23 protein-coding genes are annotated in these 25,339 nt (G+C 71.9%); 17 read left to right on the plus strand and 6 right to left on the minus strand.

What is annotated here, in order from left to right; all coding sequences use genetic code 11:
* The first annotated feature begins 20 nt into the window (after positions 1–20).
* From ACFYYF_RS01205 to ACFYYF_RS01250, 10 genes are read left to right on the plus strand one after another with little or no spacing between them, the layout of a single operon-like run.
* Complete coding sequence (locus ACFYYF_RS01205; RefSeq protein WP_388771504.1) at positions 21–1,514, plus strand: ABC transporter substrate-binding protein; 1,494 nt, start codon at positions 21–23, stop codon at positions 1,512–1,514.
* 3 nt (positions 1,515–1,517) lie between these two features.
* Positions 1,518–2,573 carry an ABC transporter permease gene (locus ACFYYF_RS01210; RefSeq protein WP_388770028.1) on the plus strand — a complete coding sequence of 352 codons (1,056 nt, stop codon included), beginning with the start codon at positions 1,518–1,520 and terminating at the stop codon, positions 2,571–2,573.
* Positions 2,570–3,523, plus strand: a complete 954-nt coding sequence (locus ACFYYF_RS01215) for an ABC transporter permease (RefSeq protein ID WP_388770030.1) — start codon at positions 2,570–2,572, stop codon at positions 3,521–3,523. Before ACFYYF_RS01210 ends, ACFYYF_RS01215 begins: the two co-directional genes overlap by 4 nt.
* A 5-nt stretch (positions 3,524–3,528) precedes the next feature.
* Positions 3,529–4,569, plus strand: coding sequence for an ABC transporter ATP-binding protein (locus ACFYYF_RS01220; RefSeq protein ID WP_388770033.1), 1,041 nt, complete (start codon positions 3,529–3,531; stop codon positions 4,567–4,569).
* A complete protein-coding gene (locus ACFYYF_RS01225; protein ID WP_388770035.1) occupies positions 4,566–5,597 on the plus strand; it encodes an ABC transporter ATP-binding protein in 1,032 nt (343 codons plus the stop codon). The genes ACFYYF_RS01220 and ACFYYF_RS01225 overlap by 4 nt, the downstream gene beginning before the upstream one ends.
* Positions 5,573–6,481 (plus strand): hypothetical protein, encoded by a 909-nt coding sequence (locus ACFYYF_RS01230; protein WP_388770037.1) that lies wholly within the window; start codon positions 5,573–5,575, stop codon positions 6,479–6,481. Before ACFYYF_RS01225 ends, ACFYYF_RS01230 begins: the two co-directional genes overlap by 25 nt.
* Positions 6,478–7,632: an o-succinylbenzoate synthase gene (gene menC, locus ACFYYF_RS01235; RefSeq protein WP_388770040.1), complete on the plus strand. Its 1,155-nt coding sequence runs from the start codon at positions 6,478–6,480 to the stop codon at positions 7,630–7,632. The genes ACFYYF_RS01230 and menC overlap by 4 nt, the downstream gene beginning before the upstream one ends.
* A complete protein-coding gene (locus tag ACFYYF_RS01240) occupies positions 7,629–8,468 on the plus strand; it encodes a M55 family metallopeptidase (protein ID WP_361684976.1) in 840 nt (279 codons plus the stop codon). Before menC ends, ACFYYF_RS01240 begins: the two co-directional genes overlap by 4 nt.
* Positions 8,461–9,621, plus strand: a complete 1,161-nt coding sequence (locus ACFYYF_RS01245; protein ID WP_388770043.1) for a M20/M25/M40 family metallo-hydrolase — start codon at positions 8,461–8,463, stop codon at positions 9,619–9,621. The genes ACFYYF_RS01240 and ACFYYF_RS01245 overlap by 8 nt, the downstream gene beginning before the upstream one ends.
* Before the next feature lie 44 nt (positions 9,622–9,665).
* The gene (locus ACFYYF_RS01250; protein ID WP_388770046.1) at positions 9,666–10,595 is read left to right on the plus strand and encodes an LD-carboxypeptidase; all 930 of its coding nucleotides are present in this window, start codon (positions 9,666–9,668) and stop codon (positions 10,593–10,595) included.
* A 75-nt stretch (positions 10,596–10,670) separates the two neighbouring features.
* On the opposite strand, the gene ACFYYF_RS01255 is transcribed toward ACFYYF_RS01250, so the two are convergent.
* Positions 10,671–11,498, minus strand: coding sequence for an alpha/beta fold hydrolase (locus ACFYYF_RS01255; protein ID WP_388770049.1), 828 nt, complete (start codon positions 11,496–11,498; stop codon positions 10,671–10,673).
* Positions 11,499–11,898: 400 nt separating this feature from the next.
* On the opposite strand from ACFYYF_RS01255, the gene ACFYYF_RS01260 reads away from it, so the two are divergent.
* Positions 11,899–13,107, plus strand: a complete 1,209-nt coding sequence (locus ACFYYF_RS01260; protein WP_388770051.1) for a cytochrome P450 — start codon at positions 11,899–11,901, stop codon at positions 13,105–13,107.
* Positions 13,108–13,177: 70 nt separating this feature from the next.
* The gene (locus ACFYYF_RS01265) at positions 13,178–13,951 is read left to right on the plus strand and encodes a crotonase/enoyl-CoA hydratase family protein (RefSeq protein WP_388770054.1); all 774 of its coding nucleotides are present in this window, start codon (positions 13,178–13,180) and stop codon (positions 13,949–13,951) included.
* A 21-nt stretch (positions 13,952–13,972) separates the two neighbouring features.
* Here the strand turns inward: ACFYYF_RS01265 and ACFYYF_RS01270 are convergent, their stop codons facing one another.
* Positions 13,973–14,860, minus strand: a complete 888-nt coding sequence (locus tag ACFYYF_RS01270; RefSeq protein ID WP_388770057.1) for a GntR family transcriptional regulator — start codon at positions 14,858–14,860, stop codon at positions 13,973–13,975.
* A 297-nt stretch (positions 14,861–15,157) separates the two neighbouring features.
* On the opposite strand from ACFYYF_RS01270, the gene ACFYYF_RS01275 reads away from it, so the two are divergent.
* Positions 15,158–16,609: a cellulose binding domain-containing protein gene (locus ACFYYF_RS01275; protein WP_388770059.1), complete on the plus strand. Its 1,452-nt coding sequence runs from the start codon at positions 15,158–15,160 to the stop codon at positions 16,607–16,609.
* A 105-nt stretch (positions 16,610–16,714) separates the two neighbouring features.
* Here ACFYYF_RS01275 and ACFYYF_RS01280 read toward each other — a convergent pair whose 3' ends face one another.
* The 4 genes from ACFYYF_RS01280 to ACFYYF_RS01295 all read right to left on the minus strand — a co-directional run bounded on the left by ACFYYF_RS01280 (position 16,715) and on the right by ACFYYF_RS01295 (position 20,926).
* A complete protein-coding gene (locus ACFYYF_RS01280; RefSeq protein ID WP_388770062.1) occupies positions 16,715–17,641 on the minus strand; it encodes an SGNH/GDSL hydrolase family protein in 927 nt (308 codons plus the stop codon).
* Positions 17,642–17,856: 215 nt separating this feature from the next.
* Positions 17,857–18,567 carry an acetoacetate decarboxylase family protein gene (locus ACFYYF_RS01285; protein ID WP_388770064.1) on the minus strand — a complete coding sequence of 237 codons (711 nt, stop codon included), beginning with the start codon at positions 18,565–18,567 and terminating at the stop codon, positions 17,857–17,859.
* Positions 18,564–20,276, minus strand: coding sequence for a GMC oxidoreductase (locus tag ACFYYF_RS01290; RefSeq protein ID WP_388770066.1), 1,713 nt, complete (start codon positions 20,274–20,276; stop codon positions 18,564–18,566). Before ACFYYF_RS01290 ends, ACFYYF_RS01285 begins: the two co-directional genes overlap by 4 nt.
* On the minus strand, positions 20,276–20,926 hold the full coding sequence (locus ACFYYF_RS01295; RefSeq protein WP_365490355.1) for a TetR/AcrR family transcriptional regulator: 651 nt from the start codon (positions 20,924–20,926) through the stop codon (positions 20,276–20,278). Before ACFYYF_RS01295 ends, ACFYYF_RS01290 begins: the two co-directional genes overlap by 1 nt.
* 256 nt (positions 20,927–21,182) lie before the next feature.
* Here ACFYYF_RS01295 and ACFYYF_RS01300 point away from each other — a divergent pair, with 256 nt between their 5' ends.
* The 4 genes from ACFYYF_RS01300 to ACFYYF_RS01315 all read left to right on the plus strand — a co-directional run bounded on the left by ACFYYF_RS01300 (position 21,183) and on the right by ACFYYF_RS01315 (position 25,322).
* Complete coding sequence (locus ACFYYF_RS01300) at positions 21,183–22,520, plus strand: NAD(P)-binding domain-containing protein (protein ID WP_388770069.1); 1,338 nt, start codon at positions 21,183–21,185, stop codon at positions 22,518–22,520.
* A gap of 303 nt (positions 22,521–22,823) precedes the next feature.
* Positions 22,824–23,339: a SigE family RNA polymerase sigma factor gene (locus ACFYYF_RS01305; RefSeq protein WP_388770071.1), complete on the plus strand. Its 516-nt coding sequence runs from the start codon at positions 22,824–22,826 to the stop codon at positions 23,337–23,339.
* Positions 23,340–23,347: 8 nt separating this feature from the next.
* Positions 23,348–23,878 (plus strand): hypothetical protein, encoded by a 531-nt coding sequence (locus ACFYYF_RS01310; RefSeq protein WP_388770074.1) that lies wholly within the window; start codon positions 23,348–23,350, stop codon positions 23,876–23,878.
* 244 nt (positions 23,879–24,122) lie between these two features.
* On the plus strand, positions 24,123–25,322 hold the full coding sequence (locus ACFYYF_RS01315) for a glycosyltransferase (protein ID WP_388771506.1): 1,200 nt from the start codon (positions 24,123–24,125) through the stop codon (positions 25,320–25,322).
* The last annotated feature ends 17 nt before the right edge of the window (positions 25,323–25,339 follow it).

The following is a 25,339-nucleotide window of genomic DNA, read 5'->3' on the forward strand; positions in this document are numbered from 1 at the left end:
AGTGGAGCGACGGCAAGCCGATCACGGCCGAGGACGCCGCCTGGACGTTCAACCTGATCATGAGCAACTCCACGGCGGCCACCGCCAACGGCTCGCTGGTGAGCAACTTCGCCTCGGTCACCGCGCCGGACGCCACCACCCTGATCGTCAAGACCAAGAAGCCGCAGGCCACCATGCTGTCGGTCAGCATCCCGGTGTCGGGCATCCCGATCGTGCCGAAGCACATCTGGGAATCGCACGTGAAGGACCTGAAGAACTACAAGAACGACAGCTTCCCGATCGTCGGTTACGGCCCGTGGACGCTCACGGACTACAAGCCCGAGCAGTACGCCAAGTTCGACGCCAACAAGGACTTCCTGCTCGGCGCGCCCAAGTACGACCACATGATCGAGCAGTCGTTCAAGAACACGGACGCCGCGGTGGCGGCCCTGCGCTCGGGGCAGCTGGACTACGTCAGCGGCCTCAACCCCACCCAGTACCAGGCCCTCAAGGGCCAGTCCGGCATCAAGGCCTACGAGCAGGTCGGCAACCGCTGGAGCGGCATCGAGGTCAACGGCGGCGCCCGTACCCGCGACGGCAAGAAGATCGGCACCGGTCACCCGGCGCTCGGCGACGTCAAGGTGCGTGAGGCGCTGGCACGCGCCATCGACCGGGCGACCATCGTGAAGAAGGTCCGCAACGGCCTGGCGGAGGTCGGCGGCAGCTATCTGCCGCAGTCGCTGCCGCAGTACGCGTGGCAGCCCTCCGACTCCGAGAAGTTCGGCTACGACCCGGCCAAGGCCAACTCCGTTCTGGACGAGGCGGGTTACAAGAAGGGCTCGGACGGCATCCGGGTCGACCCGAAGTCGAAGCGCAAGCTGGAGTTCCGTCTGGGCATCCACTCCGACGACGACGGCGACGCCAAGGTGTCCACGTACCTCGCGGGCTGGTTCAAGGAGATCGGCGTCAAGGTCGACATCCAGTCGATGAGTTCCTCCAAGCTCAACGCCGACCTGGCCAAGGGCGACTGGGACATCCTGATGGACTCCTGGTCGACCGGTCCCGACCCGACGTACCTGCTGGGCATCCAGACCTGCTCGGCGCTGCCCGACGCCAAGGGCGAGGGCGGCAGCACGGACTCGTTCTTCTGCGACAAGGACTACGACGACCTGTTCCTGCGTCAGCAGAGCGCCTTCGACGACACGGAGCGGGCGGATCTGCTGCGGCAGATGCAGGCCATCCTCTACAAGGCCAACGAGAACATCATGATCTACAACGCCAGTGGTCTCGCCGCGTACCACACCGACCGCGTGAGCGGCATCGTGGACGGCAAGGCGAACTCCGCCGGCGCCTACCCCGCGCAGGTCTCCTTCGAGCAGTACCTGAACGCGACCCCCGCCAAGGCCTCGTCCTCCTCCTCGGACGGCAACTCCGGCACGCTGATCGGCGCTTCGGCGGCCGCGGTGGTCGTCCTGGCCGGCGGCGGAGTGTTCCTGGCACGCCGCCGCTCCTCCTCCTCCGACGACCGCGAGTAGACCGTGGCCGACACCATCGACGCCGCGAGCGCCGTCACGGCCGAGCCCGCCGCCCCGCGCGGCGGGCGCCGGCCCGGCTCCGGATTCGCCCGCTACCTGGCCACGAAGCTGGTGGCCGCGGCCGTCAGCTTCCTGGCCACCCTCGTCATCGGGTTCGTCCTGTTCAGCCTGATCCCGGCCGACCCGGTGCAGTCCATCACCCGCGGCCGGCCCACCAGCGACGCGCAGATGGCGCAGCTGCGCCATCAGCTCGGCCTGGACCAGTCGGTGCCCGAACGCTTCCTCCACTTCGTCACCGACACCCTGAGCGGCCGGCTCGGAGACTCCTGGGAGTTCCAGCAGCCGGTCAGCTCCCTCATCGGCGACCGGCTGTGGCCGACCCTGCTGCTGATGGGCACCGCCACCCTCATCTCGGTCGTCCTCGGCCTCTGGCTCGGCGTCAGGTCGGGCTGGCGGCACGGGAGCTGGCTGGACCGCATCGCCACCGGCGCCTCCCTGACGCTGTGGTCGGTGCCGACCTTCTGGCTGGGCATGATCCTGCTGATCACCTTCAGCGTCGGCATCGGCCCGATCCCCGGCTTCCTGCCCGCGGGCGGGATGAGCGACCCGGCGATCACCGGCGGCCTGGACCACGTCCTCGACGTGGCCGAGCATCTGGTCCTGCCCTGTCTGACCATGGTCCTGGTGATCTTCGCCCAGTACGTGGCCGTCATGCGCTCGTCGATCATCGACGAGCTGGGCAGCCCGTACCTGCTCACCGCGCGGGCCAAGGGGCTGCGCGACGACGACGTACGGCGCCGGCACGCGGTGCCCAACGCGCTGCTGCCCTCGGTCACGATGATCTTCATGCACCTGGGCACGGTGCTCGGCGGCGCCATCACCGTGGAGACCGTCTACTCCTGGCCGGGCCTGGGCCAGCTCAGTTACCAGGCCCTGAAGGTGCCCGATCTGCCGCTGCTGCAGGGCACGTTCATCGTCTTCAGCGCGTCGGTGATCCTCATGAACCTCCTCGCCGACGTGATCTACCGCTTCCTCGACCCCCGGGTGCGTGCCCAGTGACCCACCACGAACCCTCCGCCGGCACCCTCTCGCCCTCGGCGCCGGACGCCGACCCCGCGCCGCCGGCCGCGGCCCTCGCCGCCACGCCGCGCCCCCAGGGATTCGGCTCCTTCGTACGGTCCTTCGTGCGCATCCGATCCGGCGTGGCGGGCCTCGGCATCCTGATCGTGTTCGGCCTGCTCGCCCTGTGCGCGCCGCTGTTCATCTCCGGTGACGACCTCGACGTCATCAAGGTGGACGGCCCCTCCCTGCACTCCCCCACCGACGGCTATCCGCTCGGCACCGACCAGGAGGGGCGCTCCATCCTGCTGCTGGTCATCTGGGGAGCCCGCTCCTCGCTGTCCATCGGTGTGATGGCGACCGTGCTGACGGTGGTGCTCGGCAGCGCCGTCGGCCTGGTCGCCGGGCACTACGGCGGCTGGATCGGCAAGGCGCTGATGCACCTCACCGACTGGTTCATCGCGCTGCCCAGCCTGCCGCTGGCCATCTCGCTGTCGGCGGTGATCGGACAGGGCACCGCCTCCATCACCATCGCCATCGCGGTCACGAGCTGGTCGTCCACGGCCCGGCTGGTGCGGGCGCAGACCCTCGCGGTGGAGGCCAAGCCGTTCATCGAGCGGGCCAGGGCGCTGGGCGCGGGCGGACCGCAGGTGATGCTGCGGCACGTCCTGTCGAACGTCACCCCGCTGATCCTGGTCTCCTCCACGCTGACCGTGGCCTCGGCGATCCTGTCCGAGGCGACCCTGACCTTCCTCGGTCTGGGCGACCCGACCGGCATCTCCTGGGGCGCGATGCTCAACTCCGCGCTGTCCGGCGGCGCCGTCACCGCCGGCGCCTGGTGGTACCTGTACCCGCCGGGCATCGCCATCCTGATCGTCGTCCTCGGCTTCACCCTGACCGGCCGCGCCGTGGAGACCCTTCTCAACCCGAGGTCGGTGAAGACACGTTGAACGCGATGCTGGAGGTCAAGGACCTCAAGGTCACGTATCGCAGTGGCGGGCGCACGGTGCCCGCCGTACGCGGGGTGGACCTCACCCTGGACGCCGGGCAGACGCTCGGCCTGGCCGGCGAGTCCGGCTCGGGCAAGTCCACCCTGGCGATGAGCCTGCTTCGGCTGCTGCCGGCCGCCGCGAAGGTCACCGGCCAGGTGCTGTATCAGGGCGAGGACCTGCTCACCGCGAACTGGAGCCGGATGCGCGCCGTGCGCTGGGCGGAGGCCTCCGTGGTCTTCCAGGGCGCGATGACCGCGCTCAACCCGGTGCACACCATCGGCGACCAGCTCGTCGAGCCGATCCTGCTGCACGGCCGCAGGGCCGGCGAGGAGGGCGGCCGGATCACCGAGAAGCAGGCCCGCGCCCGCGCGGGCGAGCTGCTGGAGTCGGTGGGCGTACCGGCGCGGCGGATGCGCAGCTATCCGCACGAGTTCTCCGGCGGGCAGCGCCAGCGCGTCATGATCGCGATGGCGCTGGCCTGCCGCCCGAACCTGGTCATCGCGGACGAGCCCACCACGGCGCTGGACGTCATGGTGCAGGCCCAGATCCTGGACCTGCTGTCGGACCTCGTCCGCGACGAGGGCATCGGCGTCATCATGATCAGCCACGACCTGTCCGTCCTCGGCCAGATGTGCGACCGGCTGGCGGTGATGTACGCCGGGGAGCTGGTGGAGTCCGGCCCCTCCCGGCAGCTCCTGGACGACCCGCGCCACCCCTACACCCGGGCGTTGTCCCGCGCCTTTCCCACCATCGGCGACCCCGCCTCCCGCAGGGCGCCGGCCGGTCTGCCGGGCGACCCGCCCGACCCGGCCGCCCTCGGCACGGGCTGCCCTTTCGCGGCCCGCTGCCCCGAGGTGCACGAGGTGTGCGACAGCACCCCCGTCGAACTGTGGCCGGCCGGTCCCGGACGGCAGTCCGCGTGCCTGCGGGTGCTGCCCGCGTTCCCGGACCTCTCCACGGCCCCGCCCGTTCCCGAACCGTCCGCGGAAGGAGCCCGCTCATGACCGTCACCACCCCGGGCACGGTCACCGGACCCGACGCGGCCACCGCGCCCGCGCTGGAGGTCCGCGACCTGCACATCACCTATCCGCCCCGGGCGGGCCGCGGCCCCGCCCGCGCGGTGGACGGCGTCGACCTCCAGCTGGGGCGCGGCGAGATCCTCGCCCTGATCGGCGAGTCCGGCTGCGGCAAGTCCACCCTGGCGCGCGCCCTGACCGGGCTGGTCAAACCCACATCGGGCGAGGTGCTGTGCGACGGCGTGCCGCTGCGCTACACCAGCACCGCGCTCAAGGCGCACCGCCACAGGGTCCAGTTCGTCCTCCAGGACCCCGGCGGCGCCCTGAACCCGCGGCAGAACGTGTTCGACGCGGTCGCCGAGGGTCCCCGGCTGCACCGGATGAAGGACGGCCTCGAACAGCGTGTGCACTCCGCCCTGTCCAAGGCCGGACTGCGCCCCCCGGAGCAGTTCCTGGCGCGCTTCCCGCACGAGATGTCCGGCGGGCAGCAGCAGCGCGTGGTGATCGCGGGCGCGCTGGCACTGGAGCCCTCGGTGATCGTGGCCGACGAACCGGTGGCCTCGCTGGACGCCTCGGTGCGCGGCGAGATCCTCAAGCTCGTCCTCGACCTGCGCCGCGACCTCGGCCTGTCCTCCCTGGTGGTCAGTCACGACCTGGGCCTGGCCTGGAACATCGCCGACCGGGTGGCGGTGATGTACCTGGGGAGAATCGTCGAGGTGGGCACCGTGGAGGAGGTGCTGCTCGCGCCGAAGCACCCGTACACCAAGGCATTGCTGTCGGTGGTGTCCGCGGAGGGCGGGCGCGGTGAGCGGCGTCCCCAGCTCCTCCAGGGCGAGCCGCCGGACCCGACGGACGTGCCCGCGGGCTGCCGGTTCCATCCGCGCTGCCCGGTGTGGGCCGGCCTGGACGCGGCGGGCCGCGCGGAGGCGGGCTGCGACCGGCGGACCCTGCCGGTCCTGCCGACGCAGGCTCCGGCGGGCGGCCTGGCCGCGTGTCATCTCGCGAGCGGCTCGTGAACGCGACGGCGGCCCCGAGGTGCGCGGCCGGTGCCCGGCAGGCTCCGCCGCTGGTCGTACGCGACGTGGACGGGCCGCTGGAGATGGCCGACTGCGTCGCGCTGTACGACCGGGTCATGGGCCTGCGCCCCGGCGACGGCAGCCTCAACCCGCGTCTGCTGACCGCGCTTCAGGACAACAGCGGCCTGGTCGTCGGCGCCTATCTCGGCGAGGCGCTGGTGGGATTCACCTACAGCTTCCTCGCCCGCGAACGCGGCGTCGACGGACAGGGCCCGCGCCTGTACCAGTACTCGCAGCTGGCCGTGGTGGCGCACGAACGCCAGGGCCTCGGCATCGGACGGCTGCTCAAGCTCGGCCAGCGCGACCGCTGCCTCGCCGAGGGGACGACACTGATCCGCTGGGCGTACGACCCGATGCAGACCCGCAACGCCCACTTCAACCTGGACGTGCTCGGCACGGTCGTGGACGCGTTCAAGCCCGCGATGTACGGCGCCTCGGGCTTCGGCGCCGCCACCGGCGAATCCACCGACCGTTTCATCGTCTCCTGGCACCTGGACGCCCCCGCGCGGCCCGCCGCGCCCGCCCCCGGCCCGCCGCCGGGAGGCTGGAGCGTCGGCCAGGTGTACGACGACGGCGACGACCGGATCGTGGTCCTGCCCGACGACTGGCACCGGCTGCGCGCCGAGGCCGGCCCCGAGCACGCCGCCCGGCTGCGCGGCCGCCTCACCCCCACCTTCACCCGCCTGCTCGCCGAGCGCACGGCCGTCTCCTGCGTACGGCTGCCGGGCGGGCTGGCCGCGTACCGCTTCGTTCCCCGTGCCGCCGCACCCGGCACGGCCCCCGCCCCTGACCGGGCCCCGCACGGTAGGACACCCCACGCATGACCATCACCCTTGCCGAGATCGAGCTGGCGCTGGTCCGGCTCGATCTCGTCCACTCCTTCGAGACCAGTTCGCACCGCAAGTCGTACCTGGAGCACATCGTCGTCCGCGCGACCGCCGAGGACGGCAGCGTCGGCTGGGGCGAGTGCGCCTCGCCGACCGACCCGTTCTACTGCGGCGAGTCCACCTGGAGCTGCTGGCAGGTGCTGGGCGAGTACCTCGCCCCCATGCTGCTCGGCCGGCCCTGGGACCACCCCGAGGACGCGGCCCGGCTCACCGCCAAGGTGAGCGGCAACCACTTCGCCCGCGCCGGACTCGACATGGCCTGCTGGGACCTGTACGGGCAGCGGCGCGGCGAGCCCCTGGCCGACCTGCTCGGCGCCGGTGCCGACGCGGTGCCCGCCGGGGTCAGCCTCGGCATCGAGCCGACGATCGACGCGCTGCTCGCGCAGGTCTCCCGGCACGTCGCCGACGGCTACCGCCGCGTCAAGCTCAAGATCCGCCCCGGCTGGGACCTCGAACCGGTCCGCGCCGTCCAGGACGCCTTCCCCGGCATCGCCCTCCAGGTGGACGCCAACACCGGCTACCGGCCCGAACAGGAGGACGTACTCGCGCAGTTGGACGGACGCGGCCTGCTGATGATCGAGCAGCCGTACGCCGCCTCCGACCTGCTCTCCCACGCCCGGCTCGCCGCCCGCCTGGACACCCCGGTGTGCCTGGACGAGTCGGTCACCACCCCGGACGTGCTGCGCACCGCGCTGCACCTGGGCGCGGCCGACGTCGTCAACATCAAGGTGTCCCGGCTCGGCGGGCTCGGCCCGTCGAAGACGGTGCACGACCTGTGCCTGGACGCCGGGGTGCCGGTGTGGTGCGGTGGCATGCACGAGTTCGGTATCGGCCGGGCCGCCAACCTGGCGCTGGCCGGGCTGCCCGGCTTCACCCTGCCCTCGGACGTCTCCGGCTCCGACAAGTACTACCGGCGGGACATCGTCACGCCGCCGATCCGCGCCGTGGACGGCATGGTCGCCGTGCCCCGCTCCCGGCCCGGCATCGGCCTCGACGTGGACCTCGACCGGCTGGGCCGGCACACCATGCGCACCTGGACCATCCGATCCCGCGCCCGTCTCACCACCCCTGAGGAGAAGGCAGCATGAAGGTCCTGATCTCCGCCGACATGGAAGGCGTCACCGGCGTCACCTTCCCCGACGACTGCGAACCCGGCCACGCCCGCTGGGAGTACAACCGGCGATTCCTCACCGCCGACGTCAACGCGGCGATCGCCGGATTCGCCGCGGCCGGCGCCACCGAGATCCTCGTCAACGAAGCCCACGCCGACCAGCGCAACCTGCTCCTGGACCAGCTCGACAAACGGGCCACGCTGCTGATCGGCACGCACAAGCCGCTCGGCATGATGGAGGGCGTCGACCGCTCCCCCGACGCGGTCGCCTTCGTCGGCTACCACACCGGTGCGGGCCAGCCGGGCGTGCTCGCCCACACCTATCTGCCCAACACCATCACCGCGGTGCGGATCAACGGCGAGCCGGCCTCCGAGGGCCGGATGAACGCGCTGCTCGCCGACGAGTACGGCGTCCCGGTGGTCCTGGTCACCGGCGACGACCTGTGCTGCGAGGACGCCCGCGACTGGGCGCCGCACGCCGCGCACGCCGTGGTCAAGACCTGCGTGGACCGCTACTCCGCGATCTGCCTGCCGCCGGAGCTGAGCGCCGCCCGGATCACCGAGGCCGCCCGCGAAGGCCTCACCGCCCTGCCCGCTCCCACCGGCCCGCTCGCCCCGCCCGCCGGGGGCTACACCTACGAGGTGTCCTTCGACGCCGCCCACCTGGCACCCGCGGCCAGTTACATCCCCGGCGTCGTCCAGATCGACCCGCTGACCGTCCGGTTCACGCTGCCGACGATGTACGAGGCGATCCGCTGCTTCCGCGCGCTGACCCGGGTGGTCACCTCGGCCGTGGAGAACTGCTATGGCTGAGCCCGCCGGACTCCTCGCCCTGGCCCGCACGTTCGGCGACACGGTGCTCGAACGCTGGGAAAGGCTGGTCTCGTTGGAGACCCCGTCCGGTGACGCGGACCGTGCGGCCGTGTTCGGCGGGGAACTGGCCGCGGGCCTCGCCGCCACCGCCGACCGTGTCGAACGGCCGCCGGGACCGGGCGGCGACCACCTGGTGGCGTACTGGGACGGGCGCGGGACGGCGAACGACGGCTCCCGCCGTGGTCATACGCTGCTCGTGGCCCACAGCGACACCGTCTTCCCGGCCGGCACGACCGCCCGGCGCCCCTTCACGCTCGCCGAGGACGGCGACACGGTCACCGGCCCCGGGGTCTTCGACATGAAGGGCTCCCTGGTCGCCGTCGAACTGGCCATGGACCTGCTGTCCCGCACGGGCGCCGCGCCCAGGCGACCGGTGCGCCTCGTGGTGGTCAACGACGAGGAGATCGGCAGCCCCGACGGCAGCCGCCTCGTGGCCCGGCACGCCGAGGGCGCCCACGCGGTGCTCGGCCTCGAACCGCCCCTGCCCGGCGGTGCGTTGAAGATCGGCCGGCGTGGGGTGGCCCGGGTGCTGCTGAGTGTGCGCGGAGTCAGCGCCCACGCGGGCCTCGACGCCGCGCTCGGTGTCTCCGCGATCGACGAACTCGTCGACCAGCTGGCGGAGTTGCGGGCGACGGCCGCCGCCTTCCCCGACGCCGCGCTGAACGTCGGCACGATCAGCGGCGGCACCCGCGCCAACGTGGTCGCCGACCACGCCGAGGCGGAGATCGGCCTGCGCTACGCCACCGCCGAGACCGAACGGGCCCTGCTGTCCGCCCTGTCGGACGCGACCCCGGTCCGGCGACGGGCCGTCCTGTCCACCCGAACGCTGTCGCACCGCCCTGCCTGGGCGATGGACCCGGCCAACCCCCTGGCGGCCGAACTGACCACCCTCGCCACCGCCTTGGGCCTGGACCTGCCGCTCGGCTCCTCCGGCGGCGCGGGGGACACCAACCTGACCGGCGCGCTCGGCATCCCCACGGTCGACGGCCTGGGCCCCGCGGGCGCCGGCGCGCACGGCGAGGACGAACACGCCTCACTGTCCTCCCTGCTGGAGCGGGCGGCGCTCATGGCCACGTTCCTGGAAACCCACTGATCCCCACCTCGGTCCATCGCCCACCCTCACCCCCAAGGATCCCCATGCCTGCCCTGCCCTCCCAGGGGCTCGTCCGCCCCGTCGCACCCAAGCCCGGTGACCGTGTCGCCGTCATCGCCGCCAGCGGACCGACCGACCAGCAGAACCTGGAGACCGGCCTGGAGTCGCTGCGCGGACTCGGCCTCCAGCCCGAGGTGTTCGCCTCCGCGCGGGCCAGTGGCGAGTACCTGGCAGGAGACGACGCGCTGCGCGCCCGCGACCTGACGGCCGCCCTCACCGACCCCGCGTTCACGGCCGTCTTCTGCGCCAACGGCGGTTACGGCGCCCAGCGCACCCTGGAACTGATCGACTGGGACGCCATCGGCACGCCCACCCCGCGCACGGTCATCGGATTCTCCGACGTCACGGCGCTGCTGGAGGCGGTGGCGGTGAAGCTGGGCTGGACGGGCCTGTTCGGGCCGATGCCCGCCATCCGCGGCTTCCACCCCGGCCGCGCCGACTTCGACGGGCTCGCCGCCCTGCTCAGCGACCCGGCGTCCGTCAAGGAACTGCGCTTCCCCGACTCCCGCCCCCTGGTCGGCGGCACCGCCGAGGGCGTCACCCTGGGCGGCACGGTCACCCTGCTCGCCTGCTCCCTGGGCACCGGCACCTCGCTGCCCGCGCGCGGCGGCATCGTCCTGCTGGAGGACGTGGACGAGGAGACCTTCCGGCTCGACCGGTTCCTCACCCAACTGCGCCGCGCCGGTTACTTCGACGGCGCGGCCAGCGTCGTCTGCGGCACCTTCACCGACTGCGGCACGCGCGAGCGCGTCGAGGAGCTCCTGCACGACCGCCTCGGCGACCTCGGCATCCCGGTCCTGGTCGGCGCGGACATCGGCCACGGCGTGCCCCAGCAGACGTTCCCCATCGGTACCCGGGCCAGGCTCGACGCCGACGCGGGCGTCCTCACGTTCCTGGATCCCGTACTCGCCTGAGCCGGCGGGAGCGAGACCGGCGGCCCTCCGTCCCGAGGGGCGGAGGGCCGGTCTCGTCGGTCCGCTGGTCCGGCGTCAGCCGCGCGCGAACTCCAGCAGGTCGGCGTTGAAGACCTCGGCGAACTTCGGCACCATCGCGAGGCCGTGCGGAGCGCCCGGATACACCTTGTAGACGACGTCCTTGACGAGCTTCGAGGACTTGTCGCCGGCGGCCACGATGGGAACGATCTGGTCGTCGTCGCCGTGCACGATGAGGGTGGGGACGTCGATCTTCTTGAGGTCCTCGGTGAGATCGGTCTCGGAGAACGCCTTGACGCAGTCGTAGGCGCCCTTGATGCCTACGGTCATGCTCCAGAGCCAGAACTCGTCGCGTGTTCCCTGGGTGACGGTCGACCCGTCGCGGTTGGCGCCGTAGAACGGGGCGCTGAGGTCCTTGTAGAACTGCGATCGGTCGGTCTCGACGCCCTTGCGGATCTCGTCGAACACGTCGATCGGCAGCCCTTCGGGGTTCGCCTCCGTCTTGAGCATGAGCGGCGGGATCGCGCCGACGAGGACCGCCTTGGCCACCCTGCCGGTACCGTGCCGGCCGATGTAGCGCGTGACCTCGCCCCCGCCGGTCGAATGGCCGACCAGGATGACGTCGCGGAGGTCGAGCGCTTCGATGACCGCGGCCAGGTCGTCGGCGTAGGTGTCGAGGTCGTTGCCCTCCCAGGGCTGACCGGAGCGCCCGCCCCCGCGCCGGTCGTGGGCGACGGCCCGGAAGCCGTTGTCCGCCATCACCTTCATCTGGGCGTCCCAGGCGTCCGCGGTCAGCGGCCAGCCGTGCGAGAAGACGACCGGCTGACCCGCTCCCCAGTCCTTGTAGAAGATCTGCGTGCCGTCCTTGGCGGTGGCGAAAGGCATGTACGGGTCCTCTCGAATCTGGTCCGGATTCCGGCGCTTCGCGCGCTGCCGGCGCCCTGCCCGGTCCTGCCGGCGATCCCGTCGGCCGGCGCGGGCCGCCGGGCACGTACACCGTCGGCCGCGTACGCCGTCCGCCCGTGCGACAGGGAGATCGGCAGCACGAATCGACCGGAATGAGTACGTTGTCCACCTCACACTAGCCCAGGTGCCACGCGGCGTCGCGGCGGGCGGAACCGCCCCTGCCCGACCGCGTACGCCGCTTGCGCGTCCCTGGGCCGCGCTGAGCCGTCAGGGCGATCTTGCCTAGCTCATCGCCTGCGGACGCGACGGATTCCGCATCCTCGGACCCCGCCCCGGCGTTGGCGCGGTGTCCGTGCCGATCACCGAATCCGGAGCCAGAGTGTCCGCTCCTCCCGAACCGTCCCCGCCCCCTCACCTGCTCGCCGAGCGGGTGCGGGATCCGTATCCGTACTTCGCCTGGTTGCGCCGCCATGCTCCCGCCCACGCGGACCGCAGGCCCGGCCGGCCCACCGTGTGGCACATCTCCCGTTACGACGACGTCCGGGCCCTGCTCTCCGACGGCCGGCTGAGCAAGGACCCGGACCGGGTGCCCGGCTACGTCCCCGGTCCCGCGGGTCTGAACCGGCATCTGGTCCACGCCGACCCCCCGGACCACACCCGGCTGCGGGCCCTGGTGAACGCCGCGTTCGTACCCCGCCGCATCGCCCGTCTCGAACCGTTCATCGCGGACACCGCCGACCGTCTGCTCGACCGGATCGAGCACGACACCCACGTCGACGTGATCGCGGCCTTCGCGGCTCCGCTCACGTTCCGGATGATCTGCGCCATCCTCGGTGTCCCCGGGGAACTCGACAACGCTGCCACCCGGGACACGCTCATGGCCACGATCGCGCCCGGCCCGGTGCGGGATCCGGCCCGGGTGGCGCAGGACCTGCACGCCCTCCTCGACCGTCTGATCGCCGGCAAACGAGCGGGCGGTGAGCCCGACGGGACCGACCTGCTGGGAGCTCTGGTACGGGCGGGCGACCACAACGGGGCGATGAGCGACGAGGAGTTGCGCTCGACGGCCTACCTCCTGCTGCTGGTCGGCCACGACACCACCATGAACCTCATCGGCAACGGCATGCTCGCGCTGCTCCGGAACCCGGACCAGGCCGCCCGGCTGACCGGACCGGAGGCCGGCCCCGGCCTCGTCGGCACAGCCGTCGAGGAACTGCTGCGCTACGACTCCCCCGTGCGGGACGCGACCTTCCGGTGCGCCGCCGAACCGATCGCTCTGCACGGCCGGACGATCGGCGAGGGGGACATCGTCAGCCTCCTGATCGGCTCCGCCAACCGCGACGAGGCCCGCTTCCCCGACGCCGACCGGCTCGATGTGGGCCGAACGCCCAACGACCATCTCGCGTTCGGCCACGGACCCCATTTCTGCATCGGTGCCGCCCTCGCCCGCCTGGAAGGCACGGTCGCCTTCCCCCGGTTGCTGGAACGCCTGGGCCCGGTGCGGCTGGCCAAGCCCGACGACGAACTCCCGTGGCGACCGGCCCGGGTGATGCGCGGACTGGCCGAACTGCCCGTCGTACGGGTCTGACCCGGCCTTGCCCGACGGCGCGCGTGCCCCGCACGCCCGCGCGCCCGACTCCCCCGGACAGGAGCAGTCCATGGACACGAACGAACCCGTGGTGACGACGGCCGAGCCACGCCCCGGCGTCCTGCTCATCACGCTCAACAGACCCCACGTCCGCAACGCCGTCGACCAAGTGCTGGCCGACGCCCTGGACTCGGCCCTCACCCGGCTGGAGTCCGACCCCTCCCTGCGCGTCGGCGTCCTCTCCGGGGCGGGCGGACACTTCTGCTCCGGGATGGACCTCAAGGCCTTCCCCGCCGAAGGCGTACCGCTCGTCGCGGACCGCGGGCTCGGCGGACTGACCCGCGCCCGCATCCGCAAGCCGCTCATCGCCGCCGTCGAGGGCGCGGCCGTCGCCGGCGGCTTCGAACTCGCCCTCGCCTGCGACCTCATCACCGCCTCCGAGACCGCGTTCTTCGCCCTGCCCGAGGTCGCCCGCGGGCTGATCGCCGCCGAGGGCGGCGCCGTCCGTCTCCCCGGCCGGCTCCCGTACCACGTGGCCATGGAGATGCTGCTGACCGCGGCTCCCCTGCCCGCCGCCGACGCGGCGCGGTACGGGCTCGTCAACCGGGTCACGCCGCAGGGCGGGGCTCTCGACGCGGCGATCACCCTGGCCGAGGCCGTCCAGGCCCATTCCCTCGACGCCGTCCACATCACCAAGCGGATCGTCCAGGACACCCGCGGTCTCGACGACCACGCGGCCTACACCGTCCAGGATCCGCTGAGCGCGCCGGTCTTCACCACACACGCCGCCGCCGAGGGGGCGCGGGCGTTCACCGAGAAGCGTCCCCCGTCCTGGAGCCGCTGACCGGCGGGGCGCCGGCCGGTGTCACGTCGCGGGGCCGCCCTCGCCCGGTCCGCCGCCCTGCCCGAAGAGACCGCCGGCCACGACGCCCCGGGTGGAGAACGTGACAGGTTCACCCGGCAGGAAGTCCCCCGGCGGGATCCCGGGGTGGTGTCCGTCGCGGGGTGACGGGTGACCCGAACGGGGTCCGAGGGCCAGGCGGGAGACGATGCGGTAGCGGTCGCCGCGGTAGATCGAGTGGACGTACTCGACCGGCCGTCCCGAGGCGTCCGAGGTGAGGCGCTCGAACAGCAGGGCCGGGGACAGCTCCGGAACGTCGAGCAGGCCCGCCTCGTCCCGGGTCAGGACCGTCGGCTCGATCGACTGGACCGCCTCGCTGACCTGGATCCCGTGCCGTTCGCCGAGGTGTTCGTACAGGTCGCCGTTCTCCAGTTCGTCACTGGTCAGGTCGGGCACGAGACCGGCGGGGACGTGCAGGTACTCGATGGCCATGGGTGAGCCGTCGACGAGGCGGAGCCGGACCACGTACCGGATGTCCGCCGCCGGAGAGATGCGCAGCCGGCGGCCCACCCGGGCTCCGGCGGGCATCGTGCTGAACTCCAGGAGTCTGCTGGTCCACGTGCCCGCGGCCTGCGGCAGACTGAAGTTCCTCCGGTCCGGGACGAGTTCCTGGGTGATCTTCTCGGCGGCCACGAACATGCCCCGCCCGTGCTCGCGCACCAGGAGTCCGGCGACCACGAGTTGATCCACGGCCGCACGCAAGGTGGGCCGGGAAACCCCGAGTTGCGCGCACAGCGTGCGCTCGGAGGGGATGGCGTCGCCGGGACGGCGTTCCTCGATGAGTTCGAGGATCGTGTCCCGGACCCTTTCCCGCTTGAGTACCGCGCGGGAGGCGGCGGGATCGATCTCCATGCAGGACCCTCGCTCGTCGTCGGTGCCGGCCAACTGGTATGGCCTCTGACCCTAACTGGTCCGCTGGTCATGGGGCTCGCTTCCGACTCGTCCGACTCGACAGCGAAGCAGACCGCCATGTCAGGCCAACTCGCTTTGAATACAAGGGGGTTGACGGGCTCATTGGTCTATGCCACTTTTCAGGCGACGTCAACTGGTAAAACCGATCGGCCAACTGGTCAAGCACGGCATGCCTCCGCGTGTTCCTGAGCACCCCCACCTCCCGCGGCCGGCGGGAGCCCACCGGAAGGAACCCCCATGAGAAACCGTCCGATCACAGGCCGCCGACGCGTGGCGCTCGCCCTGTCCGCACTTCTGGGCGGCACCGCCCTGGTGGCCGTTCCGATGTCCGCTCCCGCCTCGGCGGCCGGGGGCCTCGCCGTCCAGTACCGCACCAGCGCGAGCGGTGCGACCGCCGACCAGAGCGAGCCCTGGTTCAAGGTGCGCAACACGGGCTCCGCTTCCGTGCAGTTGAGCCAGGTGAAGATCCGCTACTACTTCAAGGCGGACTCGGCGAGCGCCACCTATCGCTTCGCCTGTTCCTGGGCCGTCAAGGGATGCGCGAACGTCACCGGCACGTTCGGCACCCTGGCTCACCCCACCGGGACCGCGGACCGGTACCTGGAGGTCGGTTTCACCTCCACCGCCGGATCACTGGCTCCGGGCGCCGACACCGGGGACATGCAGCTGCGCTTCTACCAGTCGAGCTGGCAGTCCCTGAACCAGGCCGACGACTACTCCTTCAACGGGGCGCAGACCTCGTACGCGGACTGGGGCAAGGTCACCGCCCAGCTCGCCGGAACCACCGTGTGGGGCACGGCGCCCGCGGGGAACGACCCCACGGATCCGACCGACCCGACCGACCCGACCGACCCGACCGACCCGACCGACCCGCCCGGGGGCGGCAAGACGCTGTTCGACGACTTCACCTACGCGTCGTCCACGGACCCCGCGATCTCCGCGCACGGCTGGAACGTCCGCTCCAACTCCGGCGGCCCCGGGGTGCCCGGCGCGACCTGGGACCCGTCCCAGGTGACGTTCCCCGTGGTGTCGGGCAACTCGGTGATGAACCTCCGGACGTCGACCTCGGGTACCGCCGAGTCCACCCGGCAGACCGAAGTCGTCACCAAGAGCATGAAGTTCAAGAACGGCACCTACGCGGCGCGGGTGAAGTTCTCCGACGCCCCGGTGTCCGGCCCCGACGGCGACCACCTCGTGCAGACGTTCTTCACCATCAACGACCTCACGGCGCCGATGGCCGACGACTACGCCGAGTACGACTTCGAGTACCTGCCCAACGGCGGCTGGGGCGAGACGGGCAACATCCTCTACACGACCTCCTGGGAGACCTACAACCCCGACCCCTGGCAGGCCGTCAACCAGCACACCGAGGCCCGCCAGAGCTACGCCGGCTGGCACGACCTGGTCCTCACCATCGACGGCAGCAGCATCAAGTACTACATCGACGGACAGCTGTTCGGCACTCACGACGCCCAGTACCTGCCCGAGCGGCCCATGTCGATCAACTTCAACCAGTGGCTGATCGACCTCGCCGGACAGACCGCGACCGGGGCGCGCGCGTACGACGAACAGGTCGACTACGTCCTGCACGTCAAGGACCAGGTCCTCACCCCGGCCCAGGTCGCCTCGAAGGTGAGCGCCTACCGCAGCGCCGGCACCTCGTTCGTGGACGAGGTGCCGGCTTCCTGACGGGGTGCGCCGGCGGTCGGGACACCGTTCCAAGTCGGCTCGTACAGAGCCGGCTTGGACGGTCCGGCCGTAGAAGCCCGGGAGAGGCATGGTCCGGCGGAGACGTCAGTGGCGGTGGCCGGCTCCGTGGCGCAGCCCGGCCAGTACCGCGCGGGCCATGGCCTCCTGACCGTTGGCGTTGGGGTGGGCCGGAGCGGCGGGCGCGGTCGGGCGCAGCGGCTCGATCCAGCGGTCGGCCGGCGCCTTGCACATGTCGTGACCCACGGTCGGCTTGTAGGTGTCCACGTACTCGGCCCGGTTGAGCAGCGCCACCGTCCGCAGCATCAGGTTCAGCCGCTTGCCGGTGTCGCGCAGATAGGGGAAGTCCTTCGCGGCGAAGGGCACCGTCGGGTAGCAGCCGCTGCCGTCGTCGGGGAGCAGGTCGGGGTAGCCGACGACGACCACGCGGGCGTGCGGTGCCCTCGCGTGCACCTCACGCAGCACCCGGGCGACCTTGGGTGCCGTCTGGAGGATGTTCAGGGTGAGCTGGTCGTATCCCGAGGCGTTGTAGTACTGCTGACAGGGGTTGCCCGCGAGGTCCTTCGAACTGAGCCCGGCACAGGTGGCGATGATCGAGCCGAAGCCCATGTCGTTGCCGCCGATCTGCACGGTCACCAGGTCGGTGCCGCGCTTCACCGCGTCGAGCTGGGGTCCGTTGGTCCCCTGCGCCTTCCACATCTCGTCGGTCTTCGCGCCCGAGCAGCTGACGTCCGTGAAGGTGGCGACCTTGCGGACGGCCGCGGTGATCGAGGGGTAATTGTGGTCGGAGCGGGCACAGTTGGTGTCGACCTGCTGAGGGATCAGCGGCCCGGACGTGTACGAGTCGCCGAGCGCGACGTAGTCCACACCGTGCCCCGAGTGTCCTTCGCCCGCCTGGGCGGGGGCCGCCGCCGCGACGCCCGCGACGAGCGCGCAACTGCTCAGCGCCGCCCCCAGCGCCAAGGCGCCCCGCCGCCCAGGAACGACGTTTTCCGGACGCGTGTGATCGTTCATCGTGCCCTCCCCTGAAACCATGACAGCCTGCTGAACGGGTACCGGCGTCCCGCGGCGCACGGGTTCGCGGCGCCGCGGCAGGCCGGACGGCTCCTGCCCGGCAGACCCAACGTGGTCTGTATACCGGCCAGTAGGCCGCCGGAACAGGGTTTGATCGCCCTCCACTTGTCCATTTCTCGTCCACCGGCCCACCGGTTCGGCCGGTCGTGTGCGACCTAAGGCGCGGCGGCCGGCCGCGTCGACGGCGTGAGGCCGGCGTCCCCGAAGCGGAGGGTGAAGTCGTCGAGGGCCAGGCTGAGCAGGGGCGGGCGTCGCCCCAACTCCCCCAGCGGACCCTCTTCTTGCGCGGTCCAGCGGGCGCGCGCGGTCCGCAGGGCGGAGCGCGAGCGGACGGAGCTCGTCTTCAGCGCGCCGTCGAGAGTCTGCGTGACGCGGTAGGTGAGGGGCCAACGGCCGGGCATCCGGCGGCCCGGTTCGAAGACGGCGTCGGCCAGCACGCCCCGGTCCGTCGCCGCGCTCGCCCGGACGCCGTCACCCTTCGCCGTACCGGTCCGGACGCCGTCGCCCGCCCCGGCCCTCGCCCGGACGCCGGGGGTCCTGTCGATGTCGAAGTCCGCCAACTCCTTGGGAATGCCCCACAGTTCGCGGCCTCCTGTCATCGAGGCGGCGCTGTCGACCCAGATGTCGGTGATGCAGACACGCGGACGGCGGCCGTCCCGTACGAGAACGGCGCGGAGCAGTTCGTTGTAGTGAAGGACGCTGTCGTTCTCGTAGACGACCCAGGCGGCACCGACCGCACCGCGCCCGGCGACGACGACCGGCCGGGTGCCGTCCGCCACGCGGGGCAGTTCGCGGGCCGGCACCAGCCACAGCGACAGATACATCTGGCCGGCCAGATGCCACGGTTCCTCGGGGTAGCGCGTCACGGGGTGTCCTTTCCGGTGGGGGGTTCCAGCCGCAGTGCGGCGGGCGCGCCGGCGGGCACGGCGGGGTGCCTCGGCGGCACGGGCCGTACGCGCCGGTAGGGCAGGCCGGGTGCGGGCCGGGGGTCTTCGTCTCCCTGGTTGGGCCACAGGGCGACTGCCCGCTCGGCCAGGGCGGTGATGGTGAGGGAGGGGTTCACACCGAGGTTCGCCGAGATCGTGGAGCCGTCGACGACGTGCAGGCCCGGGTGTCCGTGCAGCCGGTGGTACGGGTCGACCACGCCGGTCTCCGGGGTCTCGCCGACGGCGCAGCCGCCGATGAGATGTCCGGTGGTGGGGATGTCGAACAGATCGGCCCAGGTGCCGCAGGCCTGACCGCCGATGCGCTCGGCGGCCCGGCGTGCGGCCCGGTGTCCGGCGGGTATCCAGGTCGGACTGGGGGTGCCCTCGCCGGGGCGGCTGGTCAGCCGTCGGCGCCCGGTGAGGGTGCGCCGGAGGTACGTGGTCACGGAGTTGTCGAGGGACTGCATGACGAGCAGGACGAGGGTCTGCTGGGACCAGCGGCGCGGGTTGTGCAGGCTGGGCAGGTCCCGGAGACTGCGTGCCATCGCGGCCAGTCCGGTGAGCAGCCGGGACCTGCCGTGGACGGGGTCGACGAGCAGGGCGCCGAGCAGCCCGAGGAGATTGCTTCCGCGGCCGTACCGGACGGCTTCGACGTGCGTGTCCTCGTCGAGGTGCACGGAGGAGGTGATGGCGACGCCGCGGCTGAAGTCGGTGTCCCCGTCCCGGGCCCTGACGCCGAGGATGGCCTCGGAGTTGGTCCGGGTCAGCAGCCCGAGGCGGGGTGACACCCGCGGCAGGGAGCCGCCCTCCCGCAGCCGGTGGAGCAGCCGCTGCGTCCCCAGGGCGCCCGCCGCGAAGACGACGTGCCGTGCGGTCAGGGTCCGTCTGCGGCGCGCGGGGCCTCCGCCGGTGCGTACGGAGGTGACGGCCCAGCCCTCCCCGTCGCGGGTGACGTCCGTGACCGTGCGCAGGGCGAGCACCTCGGCGCCGGCGCGTTCGGCGAGGCCCAGGTAGTTCTTGGGCAGGGTGTTCTTGGCGTTGTGCCGGCAGCCCGTCATGCACGCGCCGCAGTGCAGACAGGCGTCGCGGTCCGGCCCGGCCCCGCCGAAGTAGGGGTCCGCGACGCGGGCGCCGGGTGCGGTGCCGGGTGGCCCGAAGTGCACGCCGACCGGCACGGCCTTGAAGGTGTCCGCGCAGCCGAGGTCGTCCGCGGTGTCCCGAAGGAGCCGGTCGGCGTCCGTGAGCAGGGGGTTGGGGGTGACGCCGAGCATGCGGCGGGCCTGGGCGTAGTACGGCGCGAGTTCGCCGCGCCAGTCGGTGATGTCGGCCCACGGCGAGCCGTGGAAGAAGGCTTCGGGCGGCTCGTAGAGGGTGTTGGCGTAGCCGAGGGAGCCGCCGCCGACCCCCGCGCCGGTCAGGACGAGGACGTCGCCGAGCAGCGTCATGCGCAGGATTCCCGTGCAGCCCAGGCGAGGGGCGAAGAGGTAGTCGCGCACATGCCAGGAGGTTCGCGGGAAGTCGGTGTCGGTGAAGCGGCGGCCCGCCTCCAGGATCCCGACCCGGTACCCCTTCTCGGTGAGGCGCAGCGCGGTGACACTGCCGCCGAATCCGGAGCCGATGACGAGTACGTCGTAGTCGGGCGTGTCCATCAGGGCTCCTTCGGCAGGAAGTCGGCGAGGACCGGGCCGATCAGGCGGGCGATGTTCGCCCTGCGGACCTCCGGTGGCTCGCCCGCCAGGCGTACCGGTCCTTCGAAGCCGGGTGCGTGGGCCGCGAGCGCGAGGTGCGGCAGCAGGACGAGCAGCAGCGACAGCAGGGCGTCCACGTCGGCGCCCTCGCGCAGGTCGCCGGTCCCGACGGCCCGCTCGACCAGGGGGCGCAGACCGGCGAGGTAGATGTCCTGCACCGGGGCGCGTACGGCGTTGCGGACGGCCGGGTCCAGCTCCATGTTGGTGGCCGCGGTGACCCCGCGTTCCAGCGGATGGCCGGCGAAGTAGTCGAACCACGCCTCCAGGGCGTCGGTGAGATGGCGGGAGAACTCCGTGGAGCCGTCGTATCCGTCCAGCCAGGGCTGCATGGCGGTGTAGATGCGCAGGGAGGTCTGCTCGGCCACGTAGGTGAACAGGTCGAGCTTGCCCTCGAAGTACTGGAAGAGCGAGCCCTTGGCCACTCCGGCCTCGCGGGCGATGACGTTGAGGCTTCCGGTGGAGTAGCCGTGCGTGCCGAACTCGTCCATCGCGGCGACCAGGACCCGTTCGCGCCGCACGGGTGACAGTCGGGTCCAGGTGGGTGTGGGCATGCGTGCTCCTGCGTATGACCGGGCGGTCATGTGACCGCCCGGTCATGTTCGGGGGGATGCGGACACGCTGTCAACGAGGCCGACCGGAAAGAGACCGAGGGCGAACAAGCCCGGGAGGAAGGCCCGTTGGATTGACATCAGCCCGAACTCCTCGGAATGTCAAGGTCATTGACACCACGGCCGACGCACTTCAGCCTGTGACCACCCGGTCATGTGACCGGGTGGTCACATGGGCGGTTCACACAAGGGAGCGGACATGGAAAGGGTGTGTGTGATCGGGGCGGGCTCGTCCGGGATCGCCGCCTGCCAGGTGCTGGCGGCGCGCGGGATCCCGTACGACTGCTACGAGACCGGGTCGGAGGTCGGCGGCAACTGGCGCTATCTGAACGACAACGGGATGTCGTCCGCGTACCGCTCGCTGCACATCAACACCTCGCGCCAGATCATGGAGTACGCGAGCTTCCCCATGCCGGAGGACTGCCCGGTCTACCCCAGTCACGTCCACATCGCCCGGTACTTCGACAGCTTCGTGGACCACTTCGGCCTGCGGCCCTCGATCGCCTTCCGCACCGAGGTGGTGCGCGCGGAGCCCCTGCCGGACGGCACCTGGGGCGTGGCGACCCGCCACTTGGACACCGGTGAGACCGCCGAACGGGTCTACGGTGCCGTCCTGGTCGCCAACGGCCACCACTGGAAGGCCCGTTGGCCCCGGCCCGCACTTCCGGGAGCCGAGGAGTTCACCGGCTCACAGACGCACTCGCACGACTACAGGACGCCGGAATCCTTCGCCGACAAGCGTGTCCTCGTCCTCGGCATCGGCAACTCGGCCTGCGACATCGCGGTGGAGACCTCACGGGTGTCCCGGCGCACGGTCCTCGCCATGCGCCGCGGCGCGCACATCCTGCCCAAGTACCTTTTCGGCGTGCCCACCGACCGTCTCACCGGCTCCTGGCTGGCGAGGGCCCCGCTGGCCGTGCAGGCACAGGGCCTGCGGCTCCTGCTCCGGCTCAGCCGGGGCCGGCTCAAGGACTACGGACTGCCGACGCCCCGGCACGGGGTGCTGGCCGCCCATCCCACCATCTCCGACGACCTGCTCTCGCGCCTCGGCCACGGCGACCTCACCGTGAAACCCGCTCCCGTACGACTGGACGGCGACCGGGTGACGTTCGAGGACGGGAGCACGGAGGTGATCGACGCGATCGTCTACTGCACCGGCTACGACATCGCCTTCCCCTTCCTCAAGGACGAGGTGATCGATCCGTCCGACAACGACATCGCGCTCTACCACCGCGTGGTGGCGCCGGACCGTCCCGGCCTCTACTTCATCGGACTGGTCCAGCCCCTCGGCGCGATCATGCCGCTCGCCGAGGCGCAGTCCCACTGGGTGGCCGATCTCCTGGAGGGCCGGTGCGCGCTGCCCGGACCCGAGCGGATGCGCCAGGAGACGAGCAGGTACCGCGCGAGGCTGGAGCGCCGCTATGTCGCCTCGACGCGGCACACCATCCAGGTGGACGCGCAGACCTATCTCCGCGAGCTGCGGACGGAGCGGCGCAGGGGCGCGGCCCGGGCCCGGCGGACGGCCGCCGGCCACTGAGCCACCCCGGACCACCAGACCCTGACCGACCAGGCCCGAGCCACCCGCCCTCGACTCACGGAACCCGGGCCGCCCGCCCTGAACGGAAGCGACGGCCAGGACCGCACACCGGCCGTCCCCCGCACCGACGGCGCAGCGCACCTCGTATCGGCCGCGTACGCACGGCGCACCGCACCCCCTGGCGACCCACGCATCCCGGCCTCGCCGGCACGTGACCCAGATCACGCACAGCAAGTGCATAGTGCGGCGCCCTCCAGCGTCTTTCTCCAGGTGTACGAGCCGGCAAGTGCGGGGACGGTGCGGATGGGACAGGCAAGAGCCGAGGGGACCGGCGGCTACGACGAGTTCGTCGCGGCCCGTTGGTCGGCGTTGTTCCACCTCGCCCGCCTGCTCTGCGCGGGCGACCGGCACCGCGCCGAGGACCTGCTCCAGGAGGCCTTGGTCAAACTCTGGTTCGCCTGGCCGAAGGTGGCCGACGAGGCACCCGAGGCGTACGTGCGCAAGGTCATGGCCCGCGCCGCCGCCCGCTCCGCACGGCGGCGGTGGTGGGGCGAGCGCCCCGTGGAGACGCTGCCGGACCTCGCGCACACCGCAGACGAGTCCGCGGCCGTGGTGGAACGGTCGCGGCTCGAAGCGGCGCTCGCCCAACTGCCGCCCCGGCAGAGGGCGGCCGTGGTGCTGCGCTACTACCAGGACCTGCCCGAGAAGCAGGTCGCGGAGGTCTTGGGCTGTCCGCTCGGCACCGCCCGTTCCCACGCGTCACGCGGTGTGGCGCGACTGCGCCAGATCCTGGCGGATGTCATCGAGCCGGTGGGGTGAAGGGAAGAATGGACCACTTCGAGCGGGAGCTGGCGCGGATGATGCGCGACTCCCAGGAACACACCCCCTTCGAGCCCGCACAGCAGAACAGCCTCCGGAACGGCGTCCGCGTCCGCCGCCGGATCCGCGCGGCCCGGCGGGCCGCGAGCTGCGTCCTGGCCGCCGCCGGGATCAGCCTCGGTCTGTTCCTGCTGCCGCACGCCCCGGACAGCGACCGCCCCCTGGGACCCGTGCCGCGGCCCACCGACACCCCCGCCTCCCCCTACGTCACCCCGTCACCGACCCCGTCGTCGAGCGGGACACCCACCGAGTCGGCCCCCGGCACGGCGGAGAGCACCGCCGGGACCTCCGGCCCTCCGGACACGCCCTCGTCGACGGAGAGTTCGACGTCCGTGGCCTCCGATCCCGGGGACCGGGGGACGGCGACCACCAGCGCACCCGCCACAGGGACGGCGACGCCGAGGAACACCCCGACGTCCTCGCCTCCCCCGTCGGGCCCCGAGCCGTCCTCGTCGTCGGTCGAAACCGGCACCGAGTAGCCCGGGCGACTTCCGCGGGCACCACCCGCCCTCCGCACAGCATCCCTATCCGCACTCCGTCGGCGCGGTCCGGCCGTGAGCGTTCTCCGCCTGCCCCGCGACACCACACAGAACAGGACAGACCATGACGAAGGCATTGCGGTGTGCCGCCACGGACTTCGAGGAATCCGACCGTGTGCCCTCGGACCGGCACCCCGTGCGGCACCCCCTCCCGCTCCCCGTCCGGCACCCTGTCCGGCTTCCGTTGCCGGCGGACCACACGGAACCCGTTCTCGACGTGGTCGTCCCCGTCTTCAACGAGGAGACCGACCTGGAACCGAGCGTGCGCCGCCTGCACGCCCATCTGCGCGAGACGTTCCCGTACCCCTTCCGCATCACCGTCGCCGACAACGCGAGCACCGACGCCACCCCGCGGATCGCCGCCCGGCTGGCCGCCGAACTGCCCGAGGCCACGTGGATACGACTCGACGAGAAGGGACGCGGACGGGCCCTGCGCACCGCGTGGTCGGCCTCGAAGGCACCCGTGCTCGCGTACCTGGACGTCGACCTGTCCACCGAGCTGAACGCGCTCCTGCCGCTCGTCGCCCCCCTGATATCCGGGCACTCCGACATCGCGATCGGCACCCGGCTGGCCCGCGGTTCCCGGGTGACCCGGGGCCCCCGGCGCGAGATCATCTCCCGTTGCTACAACGCCCTGTTGCGGTCCACGCTCGCCGTCGGCTTCTCCGACGCCCAGTGCGGCTTCAAGGCCGTCCGCCGTGACGTCGCCGAGCGTCTGCTGCCGCTGGTGGAGGACTCGGACTGGTTCTTCGACACCGAGCTGCTGGTGATCGCCGAACGCGCCGGACTGCGCATCCACGAAGTACCCGTCGACTGGGTCGACGACCCAGACAGCCGGGTCGACCTGGTCTCCACCGCCGTGGCCGACCTGCGCGGCATCGCGAGGATCGGCCGCTCCCTGGCCCGCGGCACGCTGCCCACGGCGCGCCTCGGACGCGCCTTGGGGGGCGCGCCACCGGCCTCCCTCACGGCTCAACTGCTGCGGTTCGGCGCCGTCGGCGCGCTCAGCACGATCGGATACGTCCTTCTGTACGCGGCACTGCGTCCGGTGACGGGGCCTCAGGCCGCCAACGCCTGGGCGCTGCTCGTGTGCGCCGTCGCCAACACGGCCGCCAACCGCCGGCTCACCTTCGGGCTGCGCGGCCGGGGCGGCGTCCTGCGCCACCAGGTCAAGGGGCTGGCCGTCCTCGGCCTCGGACTCGCGCTCACCAGCGGCTCACTGGCCGCGCTGCACCACTGGACGCGCACCCCGGGGCGCGCCACCGAGATCGCGGTCCTCGTCACCGCCAACCTGGCGGCGACGCTGCTGCGTTTCCTGCTCCTGCGCACCTGGGTGTTCAGCACCGCCGCCCCGGGCGACGGCACGGGAAGCGGTCCCCGGTGAACGAACCCGTCCTCAGG

The sequence above is a fragment of the Streptomyces sp. NPDC001914 genome (assembly GCF_042891215.1).
In the GTDB taxonomy this organism is placed as follows: Bacteria; Actinomycetota; Actinomycetes; order Streptomycetales; family Streptomycetaceae; genus Streptomyces.